We start from the raw sequence: 18,089 nt of genomic DNA on the forward strand, positions 1-18,089 counted from the left end.
CTTCTAGAAACGGCTAATCGAGTTTAAAAAGTGGCAGGGGGGATGACATATTTTTAGGGAACGAAATTCGGTAATGTAACCCTTGGTTAGGTTCGCTACTGACTTCAATTTTACCATTGAGTGTTTGTTTTACAAGGTTAAAAATAATGTGAGCACCTAAGCCGCTGCCACCTTCATCACGCTTTGTGGTGAAGAATGGGTCAAATAAACGCTTAAGTTGAGCTGGTTTTAAACCGATACCATTATCTTGATAATTAATAACTAAGTCGCTTTCATCGGTATTTACATCTATGGTGATTTGACCACTATTTATATTTTCAAAGCCATGCACTAATGAATTCATAATTAAGTTAGTAAATATTTGGCTGATCACCCCTGCAGGTAAATTAATAATTAAATCATCCGGGCAGTGCAGGCGAATACTGTGGGATGTTTTTTTAATTTGCGGATGTAAAGAACGTATAACTTCATTGATGTAATCTTTAAAGTTAATGGTTCTTAGCGCCTCACTGGCTTGATCAACTGCAATTTGTTTAAAGCTGGTGATTAAGTCTGAAGCACGCTCTAAATTGTGAGAGAGTAGCTGAGCACTTTGTGCTGCATCATTAATAAAGCCTTCCAGTGCCGAGGAAGATAGCGATTTATTTTTAAATGCAGTTTCTATTTCAGTTAAGCGCTCTTGCAAAAATGAGGTCGCGGTTACGCCAATACCAATAGGGGTATTAATTTCATGAGTGATACCAGCAACTAAACCACCTAATACTGCCATTTTTTCTGAGCCAACAAGTTGCTCTTGCGCAAAGCTTAGTTCATCGAGTGAGTTTTGTAGTTGGGTTTGTTTACTTAGCAGCTCTTGCTCTGTTTGCTTTCGTAGGTCAACTTCTTCTGTTAATACTGCTTTTTGGCGTTCGAGTTCATATTTTTGTTGCTGCAGATCGATCATAGCTTGGCTTAGGTTTGATGTTTTTCGCGCAACATCTTGTTCAAGCTGTAAGTTTTGTTGATCTAGTTTTTGATTACTTTCGATTAGGTCATGCTGGGTTTGTTTTAACTCTTTTTTATACTCAACAACTTTAGAGATCAAATTGTTAAAAGAGCGTTCCATTACTTTCAGTTCGTTATTTTCATCAGTGACAATTTTAACGTGCTGGCCATCGAGCTCTTCTAATTCAAGATATTCAATTTGCTCAGTGAGTTGTGTGAGCGGCTCAGTTAATAGCTTTCTAAATGCGATTAAAAACAAGATGATTAAAAAGGTGGTTTTAATCATGGCGTTGCCAATTAAAAAGTAAATAGAGAGCATGATGCGGCTAAAGATCACGTCGCGGCTAGAAAATAAAGTCACATCGCCTACCTGAGTGGCACGGCCTGAAAATTCAAAAATAAGCGGAAATGTATAGCCAAACAAGCCGGCTTTAGTATCCTCTACCATGACGTCTTCTTGGACAAGTTGCTGGCTGTAAAGGTTATGAATGTTTAGTGCACGGCCTAATTGAGAAATAATAGCGCCGTTATCATCACGGATAATAACTCCTTCAACCATAGGTATATCAAGTAATCCTTCTGCGGTTGTTGTGGTTTGCTTTATATTTAGCTCCCAAATTGCTCGGGTTAAACTTCTACCAAATGTTTTTTGCAGTGTGCCGAGCTCATCGCGTATGTAATCTTTGGTATTAACATACTCTGCGAAGATTTGTCCGCAGGTCACCACAAAAGTCAGTATAAAATAAACTGATAAAACTCGTGTGAGTAACTTTGTTGAGAGACTTTTTTGCGGCATGAGGGACTTGTATTTCCTTTAGTTATTCAGCTGTTAATGTACGCTTATAAACATTAGTTAATAAATCATTAAAAATAAACATATATTTTATTATATTGTTATTTTAGGCTCTTAAATAAGGATTCCCTCATGAACTTAACAATAAAGCGTAGTGTGTTAGCCAGCTTGTTTGTAAATTAGGTAGAGTTATTTTGCTAATTTGTATTGTGCATTCATGCATTTTATTGATAACGTTAGTAAAAGATACAGTAAATAACCTGCTCGCTAGTTATGTTGGTTATACTCTTTACTTTTTGCTGACTGAGCAAGCAAATTGATTTTAGCGTGGGTTTAGGTGTTTTATATGAGTTTAATTAAATAGTCATTATGGTGCGTTTTTCTATTTTAGTCTGTGATGACTCAACCGTTGCTCGTAAACAAGTGGTCCGCTGTTTAAATGAGTGCATAGATGCCGATATTCAACAGGCAAAAAATGGTAAGGAAGCCTTGGAGCAGTTGCATCATGGGCAGTTTGATCTTCTATGCCTCGATTTAACCATGCCTGAAGTGGATGGTATTGAAGTACTTGAGCAAGTTAAAGCAAATAAAATAGAAACTTATGTATTGGTAATTTCTGCTGACATTCAACAAAAAATGCGAGAGCGGGTAGCGCAACTTGGTGCAATTGATTTCATTCATAAACCTATTAATAAAATTCAACTTAACGACGTTTTGCATAAGTTTGGCATTTATTAATAAAATTCATGATGAAAAAGACTGTTTTATCTTCTAATTTAGGGTTGACAGAATAGCCTTTGTTAAGGCAGTCTTAAGCTTATGAAAACATTTAGTCTTGTAACGACCATTATTATTACAACCACCATTCTTACTGGATAGTGGCATAGGTCGGTGCAACAAATTTAAAGGCCTGTGTTCACTTAGAACACAGGCCTTTTTTCGTTTTATGGAATGAGGAAACATAAAAAATGCGCGTTTTAAAATTTGGTGGCTCATCGCTCGCTGACTTTGCCTGCTTAGAGCAAGTAGCTGCTCTAGCTAAGGCACAATTAAAAGATGAAATGTTACTGGTGCTTTCAGCGCCTGGCGGTATGACAGATTCGCTTGTTGCGTTGGCTAGTGCCGCAGAGCAGGGGCAGGATTTCAACCCGTTGTGGGATGCACTTGTTACCCGCTGCAATGCTTTAAAAGCGGCTGTAGAGGAAAGACAAGGAACAGTTCAAAACTGGCCGGACTTTAACGAATTGAAAAATAAGCTTGATGGGGTTGCACTAATTAAGTGTTGCCCAGATAAAATCAGGGCTTTTATTATTAGCTTTGGTGAACGTGTTAGCGTATCGCTAATGCAAAGCCTACTAGCCGATCATAACGCGCATTATTTACAAGCAATAGACTGTATTGTTTCAACGGGTGGACACATAGACGCTGAAGCCGATTTAGTCGCCAGTAAAGCCCGTTTTCAAGCGGTACTAAAAGAGTCGCCAGCAACGGTTTACATTATGCCTGGCTTTACTGCAAGTAATGATAAAGGTGAGCTCACAACACTTGGTCGAAATGGCTCTGATTATTCAGCGGCGATTGCTGCAGCGTGTTTAGAAGCGCAAGTGTGTCAAATATGGACTGACGTTGATGGTGTATACAGCGCCGATCCGCGTTATATCAAAAAAGCCACTAAGGTTGACTTCCTATCTTACAAAGAGGCGATGGAGCTTTCTTATTTTGGCGCTAAAGTGTTGCACCCTAAAACTATCCTACCGTGTGCAAAAGCTGGAGTGCCATGCGAAATTAAAAACACTCATAACCCAGATGCGCAAGGCTCACTAATTAGTAACGATACGGTATCTGATGAACCAGTAAAAGCACTCTCAAGCCTACAAAACTTAGCTATGTTGACCGTTTCGGGCCCTGGTATGAAGGGCAAAGTGGGCATGGCATCGAAAGTATTTAATGCATTAGCGCATGATAACGTGTCAATCGTACTGATCACTCAATCATCATGTGAATTTAGCATCAGTTTTTGTGTTCATGAAAGTGATTTAAATCTAGCGTTGAATGCGTTGCAAGTGGCCTTTGACTTAGAGTCAAAAGCAGGCTTAATTGAGCCGGTAAATGTGCAACGTAATTTAGCAATTGTAACGCTAGTGGGCGATAACATGCGCGCACATAAAGGCTTAGCTGCTAAGTTTTTTGCATCGCTTGCTCAAGCACAAGTAAACATTGTTGCCATAGCGCAAGATTCAACTGAAAGCGCTATTTCTGCGGTTATTGATGGTGAGTTGTGTAATGACGCGGTTAAAATCTGTCATGAAAACTTTTTCACTCATGTGCCTTCAATCGATGTGTTTTTATTGGGATGTGGCTTAGTCGGTCAAGAGCTAATAAACCAGCTTGAACGTCAACAAGCATGGCTTGAAAAGCGTAATATTAAATTAAACCTATACGGTGTGGCTAATTCTCGTCAATTACACCTTGATGGTGAAGGCATTGCTTTTGATGATTGGCAACAAAAACTAACGCAATCAGAGCAAGCATTTGATTTAAAATTAGTAGAACAGTTTGTTAAGCAAAATCACTTGGTTAACCCTGTGCTAGTTGATTGTACTTCATCAGATGCCTTGGCTTCGCAATACGTCGATTTTTTAAATGCGGGTTTCCACGTTGTGGCCGCTAACAAAAAAGCGACGACTAGTTCATATACTTATTACCAAGACTTAATTGCAGCAACGCATAAAAATAACCGTAAATTTTTATACGAAACTAACGTAGGTGCGGGTTTGCCTGTAATTGATAACTTGCAATCACTCTTTGGTGCTGGCGATGAATTACTTGAATTTAGTGGTATTTTATCTGGCTCACTTTCGTACATGTTTGGTGCCCTTGAAGATGGTTTATCACTCTCTGAAGCAACAATTAAAGCGAAAGAGAGTGGCTTTACTGAACCCGATCCTCGCGATGACTTATCGGGAACAGACGTAGCACGTAAACTACTTATCATTGCCCGCGAAGCAGGTATGAAATTGGAGCTTAGCGACATAGAAGTGGAGTCTGTACTACCACAAGGCTTCGCCCAAGGTGACAATGTTGATGAGTTTATGGCAAAGCTACCAAGTCTGGATGCTGACTTTAAGGACCGTATTCAAAGTGCAGCGAGTGAAGGTAAAGTACTTCGCTATGTAGGCACAATTAAAAATGGACACTGTAAAGTAGGTATTGAAGCGGTAGATTCATCACACGCATTAAGTGTAATTCGTGATGGTGAAAATGCGCTGGCTATTTTAAGCCAATACTATCAGCCACGTCCGTTTGTTATCCGTGGTTATGGCGCAGGCTCTGCAGTAACTGCTGCGGGTGTATTTGCCGATATTCTTAAAACACTATCACGCTAGGGGGCGGTTATGATTGAAGTTTATGCGCCAGCCTCCATTGGTAATTTTACGGTTGGTTTTGACTCCCTCGGTGCGGCGTTAGCCCCGATTGATGGCAGCTTGCTGGGGGATGTGGTTACTATATGTGAAGCGCCTCGTGATGAGTTTATTTGTAGTGGCGAATACGCCCATAAACTCCCAAGCGATGCGAATGAAAACTTAGCGTATCAATGTTTAGTGCATTTTCGTACACATGTAGCACCGAATATGCCAGCCGTAAAATTAGAGTTGAAGAAAAACCTGCCTATAGGGTCTGGGTTAGGCTCAAGTGCTTGCTCTGTTGTTGCGGCATTTGCAGCGCTGGATAAGTTTGCTCAAACTAATTTAAGCCAAGTTGAGTTAATAGAGCTAATGGCCGATTTTGAAGGCTTGGTAAGCGGTGGACGTCATTATGACAATATCACTCCTTGTTATCTTGGTGGCTTACAATTAACGGGCGACTTAATTCCAAATAAATCAATAGCGTTACCTGTTGATGAAAACTGGTATTACGTTGCCGCATTTCCTGGCTTTTCGCTCAATACCGCAAAGGCACGCTCTGTTTTACCAAAAGAGCTAAGTATGCATGCGGGGGTTGAGTTTGCGCAGCGATTATCGGCTTTTAGCAGTTTATTACTGACTTCACGTTTTGATGAGGCGCTTTGTATTATGCAAGACAATATTGCTGAACCACATCGTGCGCCACTAATAAATGGTTTTGATCAAGCCAAACTTAGTTTGCCAGAACTCGGTGCTGAAGTGGTGAGTATTTCAGGCGCAGGGCCGACCTTGTTTAGTGTATGTAAAACGCTTGAAGCGGCAGAGCAATGCGCGCAGTGGCTAGAGGAAAATTACATCAACGAGCAAGGTTTTTGCCATATTTGTAAATTAGATAACGACGGCACGCGTCAATTAAATGTTTTATAGGATCAAGAGTCATGCAATTACATAATTTAAAAGAATATTCACAAAAAGTGTCGTTTGTTGAAGCTGTAAAAACAGGACTGGGGCGTAATCAAGGGGTGTTTTTTCCTGAGTCGTTAGCGCCATTAAGTGATGTTGATGCATTACTCGATATGGACTTTGTTACTCGCAGCGGCAAAATTTTATCGCACCTTATTGGTGATGAGCTACCAAGTGATACTGTTGCCCAGATGGTTAAGAATGCGTTTAACTTTCCGGTTAAGCTGGTGGAAGTTGAAGACAATACCTATTGCTTAGAGTTATTCCATGGCCCAACACTGGCATTTAAAGATTTTGGTGGCCGTTTTATGGCCGAGTGCTTAGCGCAATTTAATCAAGGCGAAAAAGTCACTATTTTAACTGCAACATCCGGTGATACCGGTGCCGCTGTCGCGCATGCTTTTTATAATAAGCCAAATATTGATGTGGTTATTTTATACCCTAAGGGCAAAATTTCACTCGCTCAGCAAAAGCTATTTACTACTCTCGGTGACAATATTCATTGTTACGCGATTGAAGGCAGTTTTGATGATTGCCAGGAGTTGGTTAAAAAATCATTTTTAGATGAAGAGTTAAAAGCAAAACTTGGTTTAAATTCAGCAAATTCAATCAATATTAGCCGCTTAGTTGCGCAAGTTTGTTATTACTTTGAGGCCATTGCACAGTTGCCAAAAGAAAAGCGTGCTACAGCGCATATTTCAGTACCCAGTGGTAATTTTGGTAATGTGTGTGCAGCTATGATTGGTGCTGTTATTGGTATGCCTGTAGGTAAACTAAGCGCGACTACAAACCAAAATGATACTGTGCCACGTTATATGCTTGATAAACAGTGGACGCCCAATGCCACTATTGAGTCACTGTCTAATGCTATGGATGTCAGTAAACCTAATAACTGGCCGCGAGTACAAACTATGCTAGATAATAACTGGTTTAGTTATGACAATTTTTATTCTGTTAGTGTGGATGAGCAAAACACAAAATCAGTGATGAAAAAAATTCAACAGCTTGGCTATATTGCAGAGCCTCATACCGCGATTGCCTACCAAGGGCTTGTTGAAAATAAAGCAACAGATGCAGCAGGTATCTTTTTAGCGACTGCACACCCAGCTAAATTTAAAGAAAGCGTTGAAGAGGTACTAAATACCGAAATAGCCATGCCAAAACCGCTAGCAGATGCGCTTGCAAAACCATGTTTAGCCATTGATATGCACAATGATTACGACGATTTACGCAGCGAACTATTTGCTAAACTTGGTTAAAATAACACATTAAAAAAAGCGGCTCATGCCGCTTTTTTTGTTTGTTTATACATCGCTTTAGGCATAACGCATAAGCTAAATAAATGTAATAAATCAAATTCATTTAAAATTTTTATTAGTTTATAAAAAAATATCATCATCAAAATGCTGTGAAATAGTTTCAATCCCTGTTTAAATATCCTCAACTTAAGAGCGTAGGCAAAGAGTCGTTTTAAGCGTACAATAAAGCCTGTAAAAAATACCCATACACGTTGCCCAGGAGACCCCAATGTTAGAACGTAGCATGAATATTTCGGACTTTGATCCAGAGTTATTTGACGCGATGAGCAAAGAAACATCACGTCAAGAAGAGCACATTGAGTTAATTGCATCTGAAAACTACTGTAGCCCACGCGTACTAGAAGCGCAGGGTTCTCAACTTACTAATAAATATGCTGAAGGCTACCCGGGCAAACGTTACTACGGTGGCTGTGAGCACGTTGATGTGGTTGAGCAGTTAGCGATTGACCGCGCAAATGAATTATTTGGTACAGATTACGCAAACGTGCAACCGCATGCCGGTTCACAAGCGAATGCCGCTGTTTTCCAAGCACTATTAAGCCCACTTGATACTGTTTTAGGTATGAGCCTAGCGCACGGTGGTCACTTAACACATGGCTCACACGTAAACTTCTCAGGTAAAACATACAACGCAATTCAGTATGGACTTAACGAAGAAACTGGCGAAATTGATTACGCACAAGTTGAAGCGTTAGCACTTGAGCATAAACCAAAAATGATCATTGCTGGTTTTTCTGCATACTCAGGTATTGTTGATTGGGCTAAATTCCGTGAAATTGCAGACAAAGTAGGCGCATACTTATTTGTTGATATGGCGCACGTTGCAGGTTTAATTGCTGCGGGTGTTTACCCAAGCCCTGTGCCATTTGCTCACGTTGTAACAACCACAACACACAAAACATTAGCCGGTCCTCGCGGTGGTTTAATCATTTCTGCGTGTGGCGATGAAGATATTTACAAAAAGCTAAACAGCGCTGTTTTCCCAGGTGGCCAAGGTGGTCCTTTATGTCATGTTATTGCTGCTAAAGCGGTGGCATTTAAAGAAGCACTTCAACCTGAATTTAAAACATACCAAGCACAAGTTGTTAAAAATGCTCAAGCAATGGTTGCAGTATTACAAGAGCGCGGCTACAAAGTAGTATCAGGTAAAACTGACAACCACTTATTCTTACTTGATTTAATCGATAAAGATATCACAGGTAAAGATGCAGATGCTGCCCTAGGTAACGCGAATATCACGGTTAACAAAAACTCAGTACCGAACGATCCTCGTTCACCATTTGTTACTTCTGGTTTGCGTATTGGTTCACCAGCAATCACTCGTCGTGGCTTTAAAGAAGCAGAGTCAAAAGAGTTAGCGGGCTGGATCTGTGACGTACTAGACAACATCGAAGATGAGTCAGTACAAGCGCAAGTAAAAGAAAAAGTGAAAGCAATTTGTGCAAAATTACCTGTTTACGCTTAATCCAAGAGTAAAATAGTAATTTAGATCACAACTGCACACATTTTTGTTATGATAATGGCCGCTATTATAGTGGCCATTTTTGTTTTTAAAACGGAAGCACACAGTTATGCATTGCCCATTTTGCACCGCCAAAGATACTAAAGTTATTGATTCTCGCCTGGTCGGTGGAGGACACCAAGTACGTAGACGTCGTGAATGTAATGAATGTCACGAACGATTTACCACCTTTGAAGGGGCTGAATTAGTCATGCCGCGAGTTATTAAGCAAGATGGCAGCCGCGAACCGTTTAATGAAGATAAGTTACTAAATGGCTTAACTCGCGCCCTTGAAAAGCGCCCTGTAAGTACTGAACAAGTTGACGAAGTAGTTAATATAATTAAATCGCAGCTGCGAGCCACTGGCGAACGTGAAGTGTCTAGTCATTTGGTAGGTGAGTGCATTATGGAAGCGCTGAAAAAATTAGATAAAGTAGCCTATGTAAGATTTGCCTCAGTATATCGCTCGTTTGAAGATATACGTGAGTTTGGTGAAGAAATAGCCCGCTTAGGAGAGTAGTAATGACCATGCAAAGCTCGTTTTCAGAGGATGATAAACGTTATATGGCACGTGCCATTGAGCTGGCAAAAAAAGGGCGCTTTACCACCACTCCTAATCCTAATGTAGGCTGTGTACTAGTAAAAAATAATAAAATAATAGCCGAAGGGTTTCATCAATTAGCAGGGCAAGGTCATGCTGAAGTTAATGCTTTGGCTGAGGCCGGTGAAAGTGCTAAAGGTGCAACCGCTTATGTAACCCTAGAGCCTTGCAGTCATTATGGTCGTACACCGCCTTGTGCTGAAGGGCTAAAGGCCGCGGGTGTGAAAAAAGTGATTGCTGCTATGGTTGACAGCAACCCGCAAGTTGCAGGAAAAGGCCTTAAAATTTTAGCGGATGCAGGTATAGAAGTCGCTTACGGATTACTTGAAGAGCAAGCGCGGGCATTAAATTTAGGCTTTTTTAAACGAATGGAGCAGGGGTTGCCCTTTGTTACCTGTAAAATGGCCGCCAGTATTGATGGTAAAACAGCGCTTAAAAATGGCCAAAGTAAATGGATAACTGGGCCCGCTGCGCGCCAAGATGTGCAGCTGTATCGTGCTCAGAGCTGTGCAATTTTAACCGGTGCCGATACGGTATTAATGGATGATGCAAAATTAAATGTGCGCCCAGAAGAGTTACCGTATTCTTTACCAACTGATTTACCACTGCGCCAACCGGTTCGCGTTGTTATTGACTCACAAAATAGACTTACCCCTGATCTTGCCTTATTTTCAATTCAAAGTGAGGTGATAATATTTACCACCAAGGTTGATAAATCGCATCAGTGGCCTCATTTTGTTAAACAGATTGAAGTACCTGAAAATAATAATAAAGTAGATTTACTGGCCGTGTTAAACACGCTTGCCCAATTGCAGTTTAATAATGTGTGGCTAGAGGCCGGAGCAACACTGGCCGGTAAAATGACAGAACTTGATTTAATTGATGAGTTTGTTTTTTACATTGCTCCTAAATTAATGGGCAGCGATGCTAAAAGTTTACTAAATTTCCCAGAGTTAATGAGTATGCAAAATACCATTAATTTAACTTTTAATGAGTGTGTGCCAATTGGTGATGATTTACGTATCACAGCACTAAAAAAAGCTCATTAATCATTTTATATAAAGAGTAGCACTATGTTTACTGGAATAGTTGAAGCGACAGGTAAAATTGCGTTATTACAAAAAAAACAAGGTGATTTAGCTATTCGTATCCAAAGTAAAAACCTTGATATGAGTGATGTTAAGTTAGGTGACAGTATTGCAACCAACGGTGTATGCCTCACTGTTGTTGATAAGCATATAGATGGCTTTAGTGCTGACTTATCAAATGAAACGATTAGCTTAACGGGGTTTGCACATTACGCATTAGGACAAACAGTTAACTTAGAAAAGGCGATGCAACCTGTATCGCGCCTCGGAGGTCATTTAGTGTCTGGTCATGTCGATGGTATTGCCACTATCACAGCAATAAATACCAATGCGCGAGCAACTGAATATTGGTTAGCCACCGACGAAAGTTTAATGAAATACATTCCTTATAAAGGGTCTGTGTGTATTGATGGTATTAGCCTAACGGTCAATGCGGTTGAAGGTAATAAATTTAAACTAACGATTGTGCCACACACCAGCGGGCAAACGACCATAGCCGATTTTCAAGTCGGTACCAAAGTGAATCTAGAGGTCGACCAAATAGCACGTTATTTAGAGCGCCTTGTAAAGGGAGCTGAGCATCCTACTGGTTCAGATATTTCGATGAGCTTACTCGCTAAAGCGGGCTTTATAAAATAACGATATTGACAACTTATACGAGCAACTTATGAATTTAAACAGCGCACAAGAAATAATAGATGACATTAAAGCCGGTAAAATGGTTATTTTAATGGACGATGAAGACAGAGAAAATGAAGGCGATTTAATTATTGCTGCTGAGCACATAAGTGCAGAAGCAATTAACTTTATGGCGACTCATGGCCGTGGGTTAATTTGTTTAACCATGACCCAAGAGCGTTGCTCGCAACTTGATTTACCGCTGATGGTTAAAAATAACGGTGCTGCATTCTCGACCAACTTTACTATGTCTATTGAAGCATCAAAAGGGGTTACGACGGGGATTTCTGCAGCGGATCGTGCTCGTACTGTTCAAGCTGCCATTGCTAAAGGCGCAGTGCCAAGTGATATTGTACAGCCTGGGCATATTTTCCCTATTATGGCGCAACCTGGCGGCGTATTAACGCGCGCAGGGCACACTGAAGCTGGCTGTGATTTAGCGCGTTTAGCGGGGCTTGAGCCGTCATCAGTGATTGTAGAAATTCTAAATGAAGATGGCACCATGGCGCGCCGCCCTGATTTAGAAGTATTTGCTAAGCAACATGATATTAAAATTGGCACCATTGCTGATTTAATCGAATACCGTAACTTAAATGAAACCACTATTGAGCAAGTTGCAAAATGTAAATTGCCAACTGAGCATGGCGAATTTGACTTAGTAACTTACAAAGACACCATTGACGGGCAGCTGCACTATGCATTGCTTAAAGGTGAAATAAAACAACAAGAACCAACGTTAGTGCGAGTGCACTTACAAAGTACCTTTAACGATATTTTACTCTCTGATCGTAATGCTGATCGTAGTTGGGGATTATCGCAAGCAATGGCGTATATAGCTGAGCATAATGGCGCTTTAGTCATCTTAGGTAAGCAAGAAAGCACTGACGAATTAGAAGCGACTGTTAAAGCATTCGCTGCAGCTGATGCTGGCGAGAGTGTAACGCCACGCAAATTCCAAGGTACTTCACGTACCGTAGGTGTAGGCTCGCAAATTTTGGCTGATTTAGGTATCCAAAAAATGCGTTTGATGAGTTTACCGAAAAAATATCATGCATTATCAGGCTTCCATTTAGAAGTTGTTGATTACGTAGAGCCACAATAATTACACGCTAGGCTATTATTTTATTTATGTGGTATAATGCGCAGCAATTTTTGCGCAACCGAAATCGCTTAAACTTATTTTTAGGGTTATCAAATGAAAATTATTGAAGGTAATAAATACGCTCCAGGCAAAAAGTTTGCCATTGTCATTTCTCGTTTCAATGACTTTATTGGTAGTAGCTTGCTTGCAGGTGCTGTTGATGAGCTAAAACGTACTGGTGGAGTATCAGAAGATGATATTACCGTAATTTACGTACCAGGTGCGGTTGAATTACCTTTAGCAGCGAAACGCGTTGCAGCAAAAAAAGAATATGATGCAATTATCGCCTTAGGTGTAGTGATCAGAGGGGGCACGCCTCACTTTGATCTCGTCGCTGGCGAGTCAAATAAAGGGCTTGCACAAGTATCACTTGAGTATGATATCCCGGTTGCATTTGGCGTATTAACCACTGAAAGCATTGAGCAAGCAATTGAGCGCGCAGGTACCAAAATGGGTAACAAAGGCGGCGAAGCTGCTTTAGGTGCGCTTGAAATGGTTAATGTGTTAGATAAAATTTAAGTTTAAGGAATTTTTGTGAAACCAGCAGCAAGACGTAAAGCACGTATCTTAGCACTTCAAGCCGTTTATTCATGGCAATTAAGCGGCAATGCAATTGCCGATATCGAACAACAAATGTTGATCGAAAACGATGTGACTAAAATTGATGTTGAATATTTTAAAGATTTAGCGCGTGGAGTTGCAGTAAACCACAAGCAACTAGACGAAGCTGTATCGCCTCATTTAACTCGTCCATTTGATGAATTAGACGAAGTTGAACGTGCAATCTTACGTTTAAGCAGCTACGAGCTTAAATTTCGTGAAGACGTTCCTTACAAAGTGGCTATCAATGAAAGTATTGAATTAGCTAAAATGTTTGGCGCTGAAGATAGCCATAAATTTGTAAACGGTGTACTTGATAAAGCTGTAAAACAGTTACGCAAGTAATAACAACTTTAGCTGATTTTTATTATCAGATGAGTTGTTATAAATAACCGTTAAAAAGGAGAGCCGGCATAGGCCGGCTTTTTTGTGTATGAAGGAATTTGAATTAATTAATCGTTACTTTAAAGGTCGTGGCATTACTCGTCGCGATGTTAATTTAGGGATTGGAGATGACTGTGCGCTTGTCACAGTTCCAGCGAACTGTCAGCTTGCTGTAACCACAGATACCTTAGTTGCTGGGGTGCATTTTTTTCATGATATCTCCCCTCGCGCATTAGGGCATCGAGCTCTTGCTGTTAATTTAAGTGATTTAGCTGCCATGGGCGCAGAGCCTACTTGGGTGTCGGTTGCACTTACGTTACCTAGTATCGATCCACAATGGATTGCTGAGCTGACTGATGGCATGCATGAAATTGCTGAGTACTTTAACGTTCAGATCATTGGTGGTGATACCACTCAAGGTCCACTTAGTATTACTATTTGTGCAAAAGGTACAGTTCCTGAAGGCACAGCATTACGTAGAAGTGGTGCAAAAGTGGGTGATTGGATTTTTGTAACCGGTCCGCTTGGTGATGCTGGGTTGGCGATTGAATCGAAAAAACAAGGCTTATCGATTGCACCTGAACACTTAAAAGATATTAATAAACGTTTAAATTTCCCCACGCCACGTGTAGCTGCTGGGCAAGCGTTACGAGGCTTGGCATCGTCGGCCATTGATATTTCCGATGGGTTACTAGCCGACTTAGGGCATGTGCTAAATTTATCACAAGTTAGTGCCACCATTAATATTGAAAATGTCCCCACCTCAGATGCCATGCAAACGAGTCTTGATTTTGAGCAGCGACTTCCTTTTGTTCTTAACTATGGCGATGACTACGAGTTACTGTATACCGTTGCTGATAGTAACAAGAGTATGCTAGATATTAAGCTGCGCCAATACGGTGTAGAGGCAAGCTGTATCGGGCAAATAAAAAGTGGTGACGGCAATATAGAGTTATTACACCAAGGCGATAAGTTTGCTTTTGAACATAAAGGTTTTGAGCACTTTTCCAAGGAGCAGGTTTGAATAAAAACCGATTATTTAATTTAAAACGCCCACATCAATTTTTTGGTTTGGGTTTTGGTACTGGGCTTGCACCAAAAGCACCTGGTACATTTGGCACATTGGCAGCATTACCGTTTATTTTTATTACCATGCATTTTCCGCTATGGTTACAAATTGTATTTGCAGTAGTCATAAGTATCTTTGGTATTTGGGCATGTGGAAAAACAGCCGATGACCTTCAAGTACATGATCATCCGGCAATTGTTTGGGACGAAGTTGCTGGTTACTATATTACTATGATTGGCGCAGCACTTAACTGGCAAACATTACTAGTGGGCTTTTTACTGTTTCGCTTTTTTGATATAGCAAAGCCAGGGCCGATTCGTATACTCGATAAACGTGCCCATGGTGGGTTTGGTATTATGGCCGATGATGTACTTGCAGGTATTTTTTCGCTTATTTGTTTGCAAGCATTGATAAAAGTAGGTTTACTACCCTTTTAATTTATTATTTGTTTAACTAGGTGGCAGCACTATGATGCGATTTTTATTGGTTTGTGTACTTATGTTATGTGCCATGCCAAGTACGGCTTCAATTACTGATTACGTAGTTAAACAATGGAATATCAAAGACGGCTTACCCTCACAATCCCTAAAAAGTGTAGTACAAGATAACCAAGGCTATATGTGGCTTGGCACTCAATTTGGATTAAGCCGTTTTGATGGCAATACCTTCACTAATTATAATACCCAAAATAGTTTATTTTTACCCAGCAATGGTATTAATAAATTATTGATCGATGGCGAAGGATTATTGTGGGTAGGCACTAAAAATGGCCTTGTGGTTATCGATCCTGAAAAGCTAACCGCACAAGAGTTTAATATTAAAGGCCCTGTAAGAGATATTCTTGAAGACTCTCAAGGCAGTATCTGGATAGCAGCTAATGGGCTCTATTATATAGACAGAGGCCAAATAGAACTGCGCGACCAACTAAATAACCCTAGTCCTATTGTAAACGCCACAGCTATCACCCAAATTGTGGGGTCGGTCAGTAAAATGGCGCTTTCACCTGAGGGAATTTGGCTGGTTAACGACCGTAATTTATTACGTTTAACGCAAAGCTCGTCTGACTTTTCTAAATTACGCTTAGAACTAACCGCTAAAGTGGCTTTACCCGATCGTTTAGCGCAAACCATTGTTCACGATCTATCGTTTTTAAATGGTAATTTGTACCTAGCTTCTGAGTTAGGGGCTTATTTTTTAGATTTAGATGACGAGCTACGTCCGTTTCCACTTCCCAATGCTAATAACTCAGCTGTGTATAAGTTTATGAGCGATGGTAATGGCGGCTTGTGGATATCAACCTATGGACGTTTATTATTTAGAGCTAAATCTAATGATTGGCAGTGGGTTGAACCCAGCCAATTAGATCAGAGTATTTGGTTTGCCGATATATTTAGAGATGATGAAAATAACATATGGCTAGCGAGTTTTAGTGAAGGGTTATGGCTTGCTCACGAAGGGCGAATAGAGCGCCATTCGGCCATTTCTAAAATGACCGAAGCGGTGATGGCGATTAGTAAATCACCTGACGGTAAATTATGGATTGCCAATAAAAGTGGCATTGGTTATTTTGATGCCGATAAAACCTTTATCAATGTTATCAATAGTGCCAAGTATGGAAATGCCTCGGTACATGACCTGCAATTTGATGGCGATCGCCTTTATGTTGCTACTGGCAGAGGCTTGTTTTTCTATGAGTCGAACACCTTATATAGTTTCCCTGCTCGTGCGTTGAGCGATAACCCTGTTTTTGCAATTAGCACTTCAACTAAAGGCGGCTTTTGGGTAGGCACCGGACGAGGGTTATATCGTCTAAATTATAATGGCTTAAACCCTTTTGCGTACAATGCGTTCTTAGGTAGTAAGTTTGTTACTTATGTTCTAGATAAACCAAATTTTGGCGTGATTGGTACCAGTAAAGGCGCGTATTACTTTACTGAACGCGGGATAGAAAAAATAGGTGACCAAACCACCTTAGAAAGTGCGTACGTTACTAGCATTTTACACATTAAAGGCGTAGGTATTTTAATTGGTTCGTTGAATGATGGTTTGTTTTATCGCAGTGGACAAGGGCAATGGCAGCAACTAGACGCCGCCAATGGACTGCCATATGGTTCTATATTCAGCTTAGAATACGATGACACCTCAAAGCGAATTTGGGTAAGCACCATGAAAGGGGTTTACCGTATGCCTGTTGAGCAATTTAAAGCCAACATCGAAAGCCTAAAAGTAGAAGAAGTGATCTCTTCATTTGACCGTCAGCTCGATGGTAAAGCCAGCCAATGCTGTAATGGTTTAGGCCATGATGCGGTGGTTGATATGGATAACTCTATTTGGTATCCCAGTTTGCAAGGCGTTGTAGAAATTCCTAAAGACGTAGAGTTATTTGGGTTACGCTCACTTAAACCAACTATAGAAACCTTAACGACGCCATCACGAAAGCTCGCAGCAGCTGCTTTAGGCGAAAAACCAGTTCTTGAGACCGATGAGCGTGATGTGACACTTACCTATACCGCGATTGATTATTACGCTCCGGCAAGTATTGAGTTTAGATATAAACTCAATGGACTTGATAACGATTGGCGCTATGCAAATACCCGCAGAGAAGCAATTTATACAAATTTACCCGCCGGTATGTTTTTATTTGAATTAGAAACTAAACGCCAAGGTGAGGATTGGGGTAAAGCGCAATCAGCAGAATATGCGTTTATTGTTCCAGAGCGATTTGGTGAAACTATCTACTTTAGGTTACTGATCACCAGTGGTTTCGTACTGCTGTTTTATTTAGTGTTTTGGGTCTTTAAAGTTCAAGAGCGACGCAAGCAACAAGTACTCGAAGGGCTTATTACTGAGCGAACCTTAGAGCTTCGCCAAGCAAATGATAAATTAAACCAAGTAAACTCTCAGCTTAAACTTGTTAGTCACTCTGATGAGCTAACAGGGCTGAGAAGTCGTCGTTTCTTGTTTGATCAATTACCAAAAGATATTGAGCATTTTCAGCGGAACTCACAGTCATTGCAGGCTCAGGGTAAATCTTTGGTGCTATTAATTATTAATTTAGATAATTTTAGCCGTATTAATGATGCCTATGGCCCTATTGCTGGAGATAGTTGTTTACAACAAGTAGCTGCATTACTTAACTCGCGTACTCAAGGCTCTGATTATGTTGCTCGGTGGAGTGGAGATGAGTTTTTACTGTTATTACGCGATTTTAAGTGTAATTTGATCGACAGCTATGTATCTGAATTATGCCAAGCTATTGCCGATTATACTTTCCAGCTTCCTAACGGTGAAACAACCAATATAACAGCGTCAGTGGGTTGGTCTTTCTATCCGCTACCCCTGTTAGGTGGGCAAGTTATTAGCTGGGAAACATCGATTAATTTAGCTGACATCGCTTTACATCAAGTTAAAAAACGCGGCGGCGATGGCGTCGCTAACATTACTTTTGACGAGCAACTAGACGCATTTGAGTTTGAGCAAAACCCCAATGTTGAACAGCAAATTGGTTTGTTACAAAGTAATGGCTTAGCCGATATTAAGGTATGGATGCGCTAGAGATTATAA

General features: G+C 40.6%; 15 protein-coding genes. 14 read left to right on the plus strand and 1 reads right to left on the minus strand.

Annotated features, from left to right (window positions below; translation table 11 throughout):
- Positions 1-13: 13 nt before the first annotated feature.
- On the minus strand, positions 14-1,780 hold the full coding sequence (locus CWB75_RS17580; RefSeq protein WP_138571319.1) for a sensor histidine kinase: 1,767 nt from the start codon (positions 1,778-1,780) through the stop codon (positions 14-16).
- Positions 1,781-2,146: 366 nt separating this feature from the next.
- Here CWB75_RS17580 and CWB75_RS17585 point away from each other — a divergent pair, with 366 nt between their 5' ends.
- The 14 genes from CWB75_RS17585 to CWB75_RS17650 all read left to right on the plus strand — a co-directional run bounded on the left by CWB75_RS17585 (position 2,147) and on the right by CWB75_RS17650 (position 18,080).
- Complete coding sequence (locus tag CWB75_RS17585; protein WP_010390921.1) at positions 2,147-2,515, plus strand: response regulator; 369 nt, start codon at positions 2,147-2,149, stop codon at positions 2,513-2,515.
- A gap of 230 nt (positions 2,516-2,745) precedes the next feature.
- Positions 2,746-5,163, plus strand: a complete 2,418-nt coding sequence (gene thrA, locus CWB75_RS17590; RefSeq protein WP_138571320.1) for a bifunctional aspartate kinase/homoserine dehydrogenase I — start codon at positions 2,746-2,748, stop codon at positions 5,161-5,163.
- A gap of 9 nt (positions 5,164-5,172) precedes the next feature.
- Complete coding sequence (gene thrB / locus CWB75_RS17595) at positions 5,173-6,108, plus strand: homoserine kinase (protein WP_008112008.1); 936 nt, start codon at positions 5,173-5,175, stop codon at positions 6,106-6,108.
- A gap of 11 nt (positions 6,109-6,119) precedes the next feature.
- Entirely contained in the window at positions 6,120-7,403 is a 1,284-nt protein-coding gene (gene thrC, locus CWB75_RS17600; RefSeq protein WP_138571321.1) for a threonine synthase, read from the plus strand.
- A 268-nt stretch (positions 7,404-7,671) separates the two neighbouring features.
- Entirely contained in the window at positions 7,672-8,928 is a 1,257-nt protein-coding gene (glyA, locus tag CWB75_RS17605) for a serine hydroxymethyltransferase (protein WP_008466843.1), read from the plus strand.
- Positions 8,929-9,034: 106 nt separating this feature from the next.
- Positions 9,035-9,484, plus strand: a complete 450-nt coding sequence (nrdR, locus tag CWB75_RS17610; protein ID WP_010390928.1) for a transcriptional regulator NrdR — start codon at positions 9,035-9,037, stop codon at positions 9,482-9,484.
- Positions 9,485-9,486: 2 nt separating this feature from the next.
- The gene (ribD, locus tag CWB75_RS17615; RefSeq protein WP_138571322.1) at positions 9,487-10,614 is read left to right on the plus strand and encodes a bifunctional diaminohydroxyphosphoribosylaminopyrimidine deaminase/5-amino-6-(5-phosphoribosylamino)uracil reductase RibD; all 1,128 of its coding nucleotides are present in this window, start codon (positions 9,487-9,489) and stop codon (positions 10,612-10,614) included.
- Between the two features lie 24 nt (positions 10,615-10,638).
- Positions 10,639-11,292, plus strand: a complete 654-nt coding sequence (locus CWB75_RS17620; RefSeq protein WP_138571323.1) for a riboflavin synthase — start codon at positions 10,639-10,641, stop codon at positions 11,290-11,292.
- Between the two features lie 28 nt (positions 11,293-11,320).
- Positions 11,321-12,433: a bifunctional 3,4-dihydroxy-2-butanone-4-phosphate synthase/GTP cyclohydrolase II gene (gene ribBA, locus CWB75_RS17625; protein WP_010390933.1), complete on the plus strand. Its 1,113-nt coding sequence runs from the start codon at positions 11,321-11,323 to the stop codon at positions 12,431-12,433.
- A 93-nt stretch (positions 12,434-12,526) separates the two neighbouring features.
- Complete coding sequence (gene ribH, locus CWB75_RS17630; protein ID WP_008110216.1) at positions 12,527-12,991, plus strand: 6,7-dimethyl-8-ribityllumazine synthase; 465 nt, start codon at positions 12,527-12,529, stop codon at positions 12,989-12,991.
- A 15-nt stretch (positions 12,992-13,006) separates the two neighbouring features.
- A complete protein-coding gene (nusB, locus tag CWB75_RS17635; RefSeq protein WP_010390936.1) occupies positions 13,007-13,417 on the plus strand; it encodes a transcription antitermination factor NusB in 411 nt (136 codons plus the stop codon).
- Positions 13,418-13,505: 88 nt separating this feature from the next.
- The gene (gene thiL / locus CWB75_RS17640; protein ID WP_138571324.1) at positions 13,506-14,480 is read left to right on the plus strand and encodes a thiamine-phosphate kinase; all 975 of its coding nucleotides are present in this window, start codon (positions 13,506-13,508) and stop codon (positions 14,478-14,480) included.
- Positions 14,477-14,962, plus strand: a complete 486-nt coding sequence (locus CWB75_RS17645) for a phosphatidylglycerophosphatase A family protein (RefSeq protein ID WP_008110211.1) — start codon at positions 14,477-14,479, stop codon at positions 14,960-14,962. Before thiL ends, CWB75_RS17645 begins: the two co-directional genes overlap by 4 nt.
- Before the next feature lie 31 nt (positions 14,963-14,993).
- Complete coding sequence (locus tag CWB75_RS17650; protein WP_054202204.1) at positions 14,994-18,080, plus strand: ligand-binding sensor domain-containing diguanylate cyclase; 3,087 nt, start codon at positions 14,994-14,996, stop codon at positions 18,078-18,080.
- Positions 18,081-18,089 lie beyond the last annotated feature (9 nt).

Source organism: Pseudoalteromonas sp. S1608, assembly GCF_005887265.1.
Classification (GTDB): domain Bacteria; phylum Pseudomonadota; class Gammaproteobacteria; order Enterobacterales; family Alteromonadaceae; genus Pseudoalteromonas; species Pseudoalteromonas undina.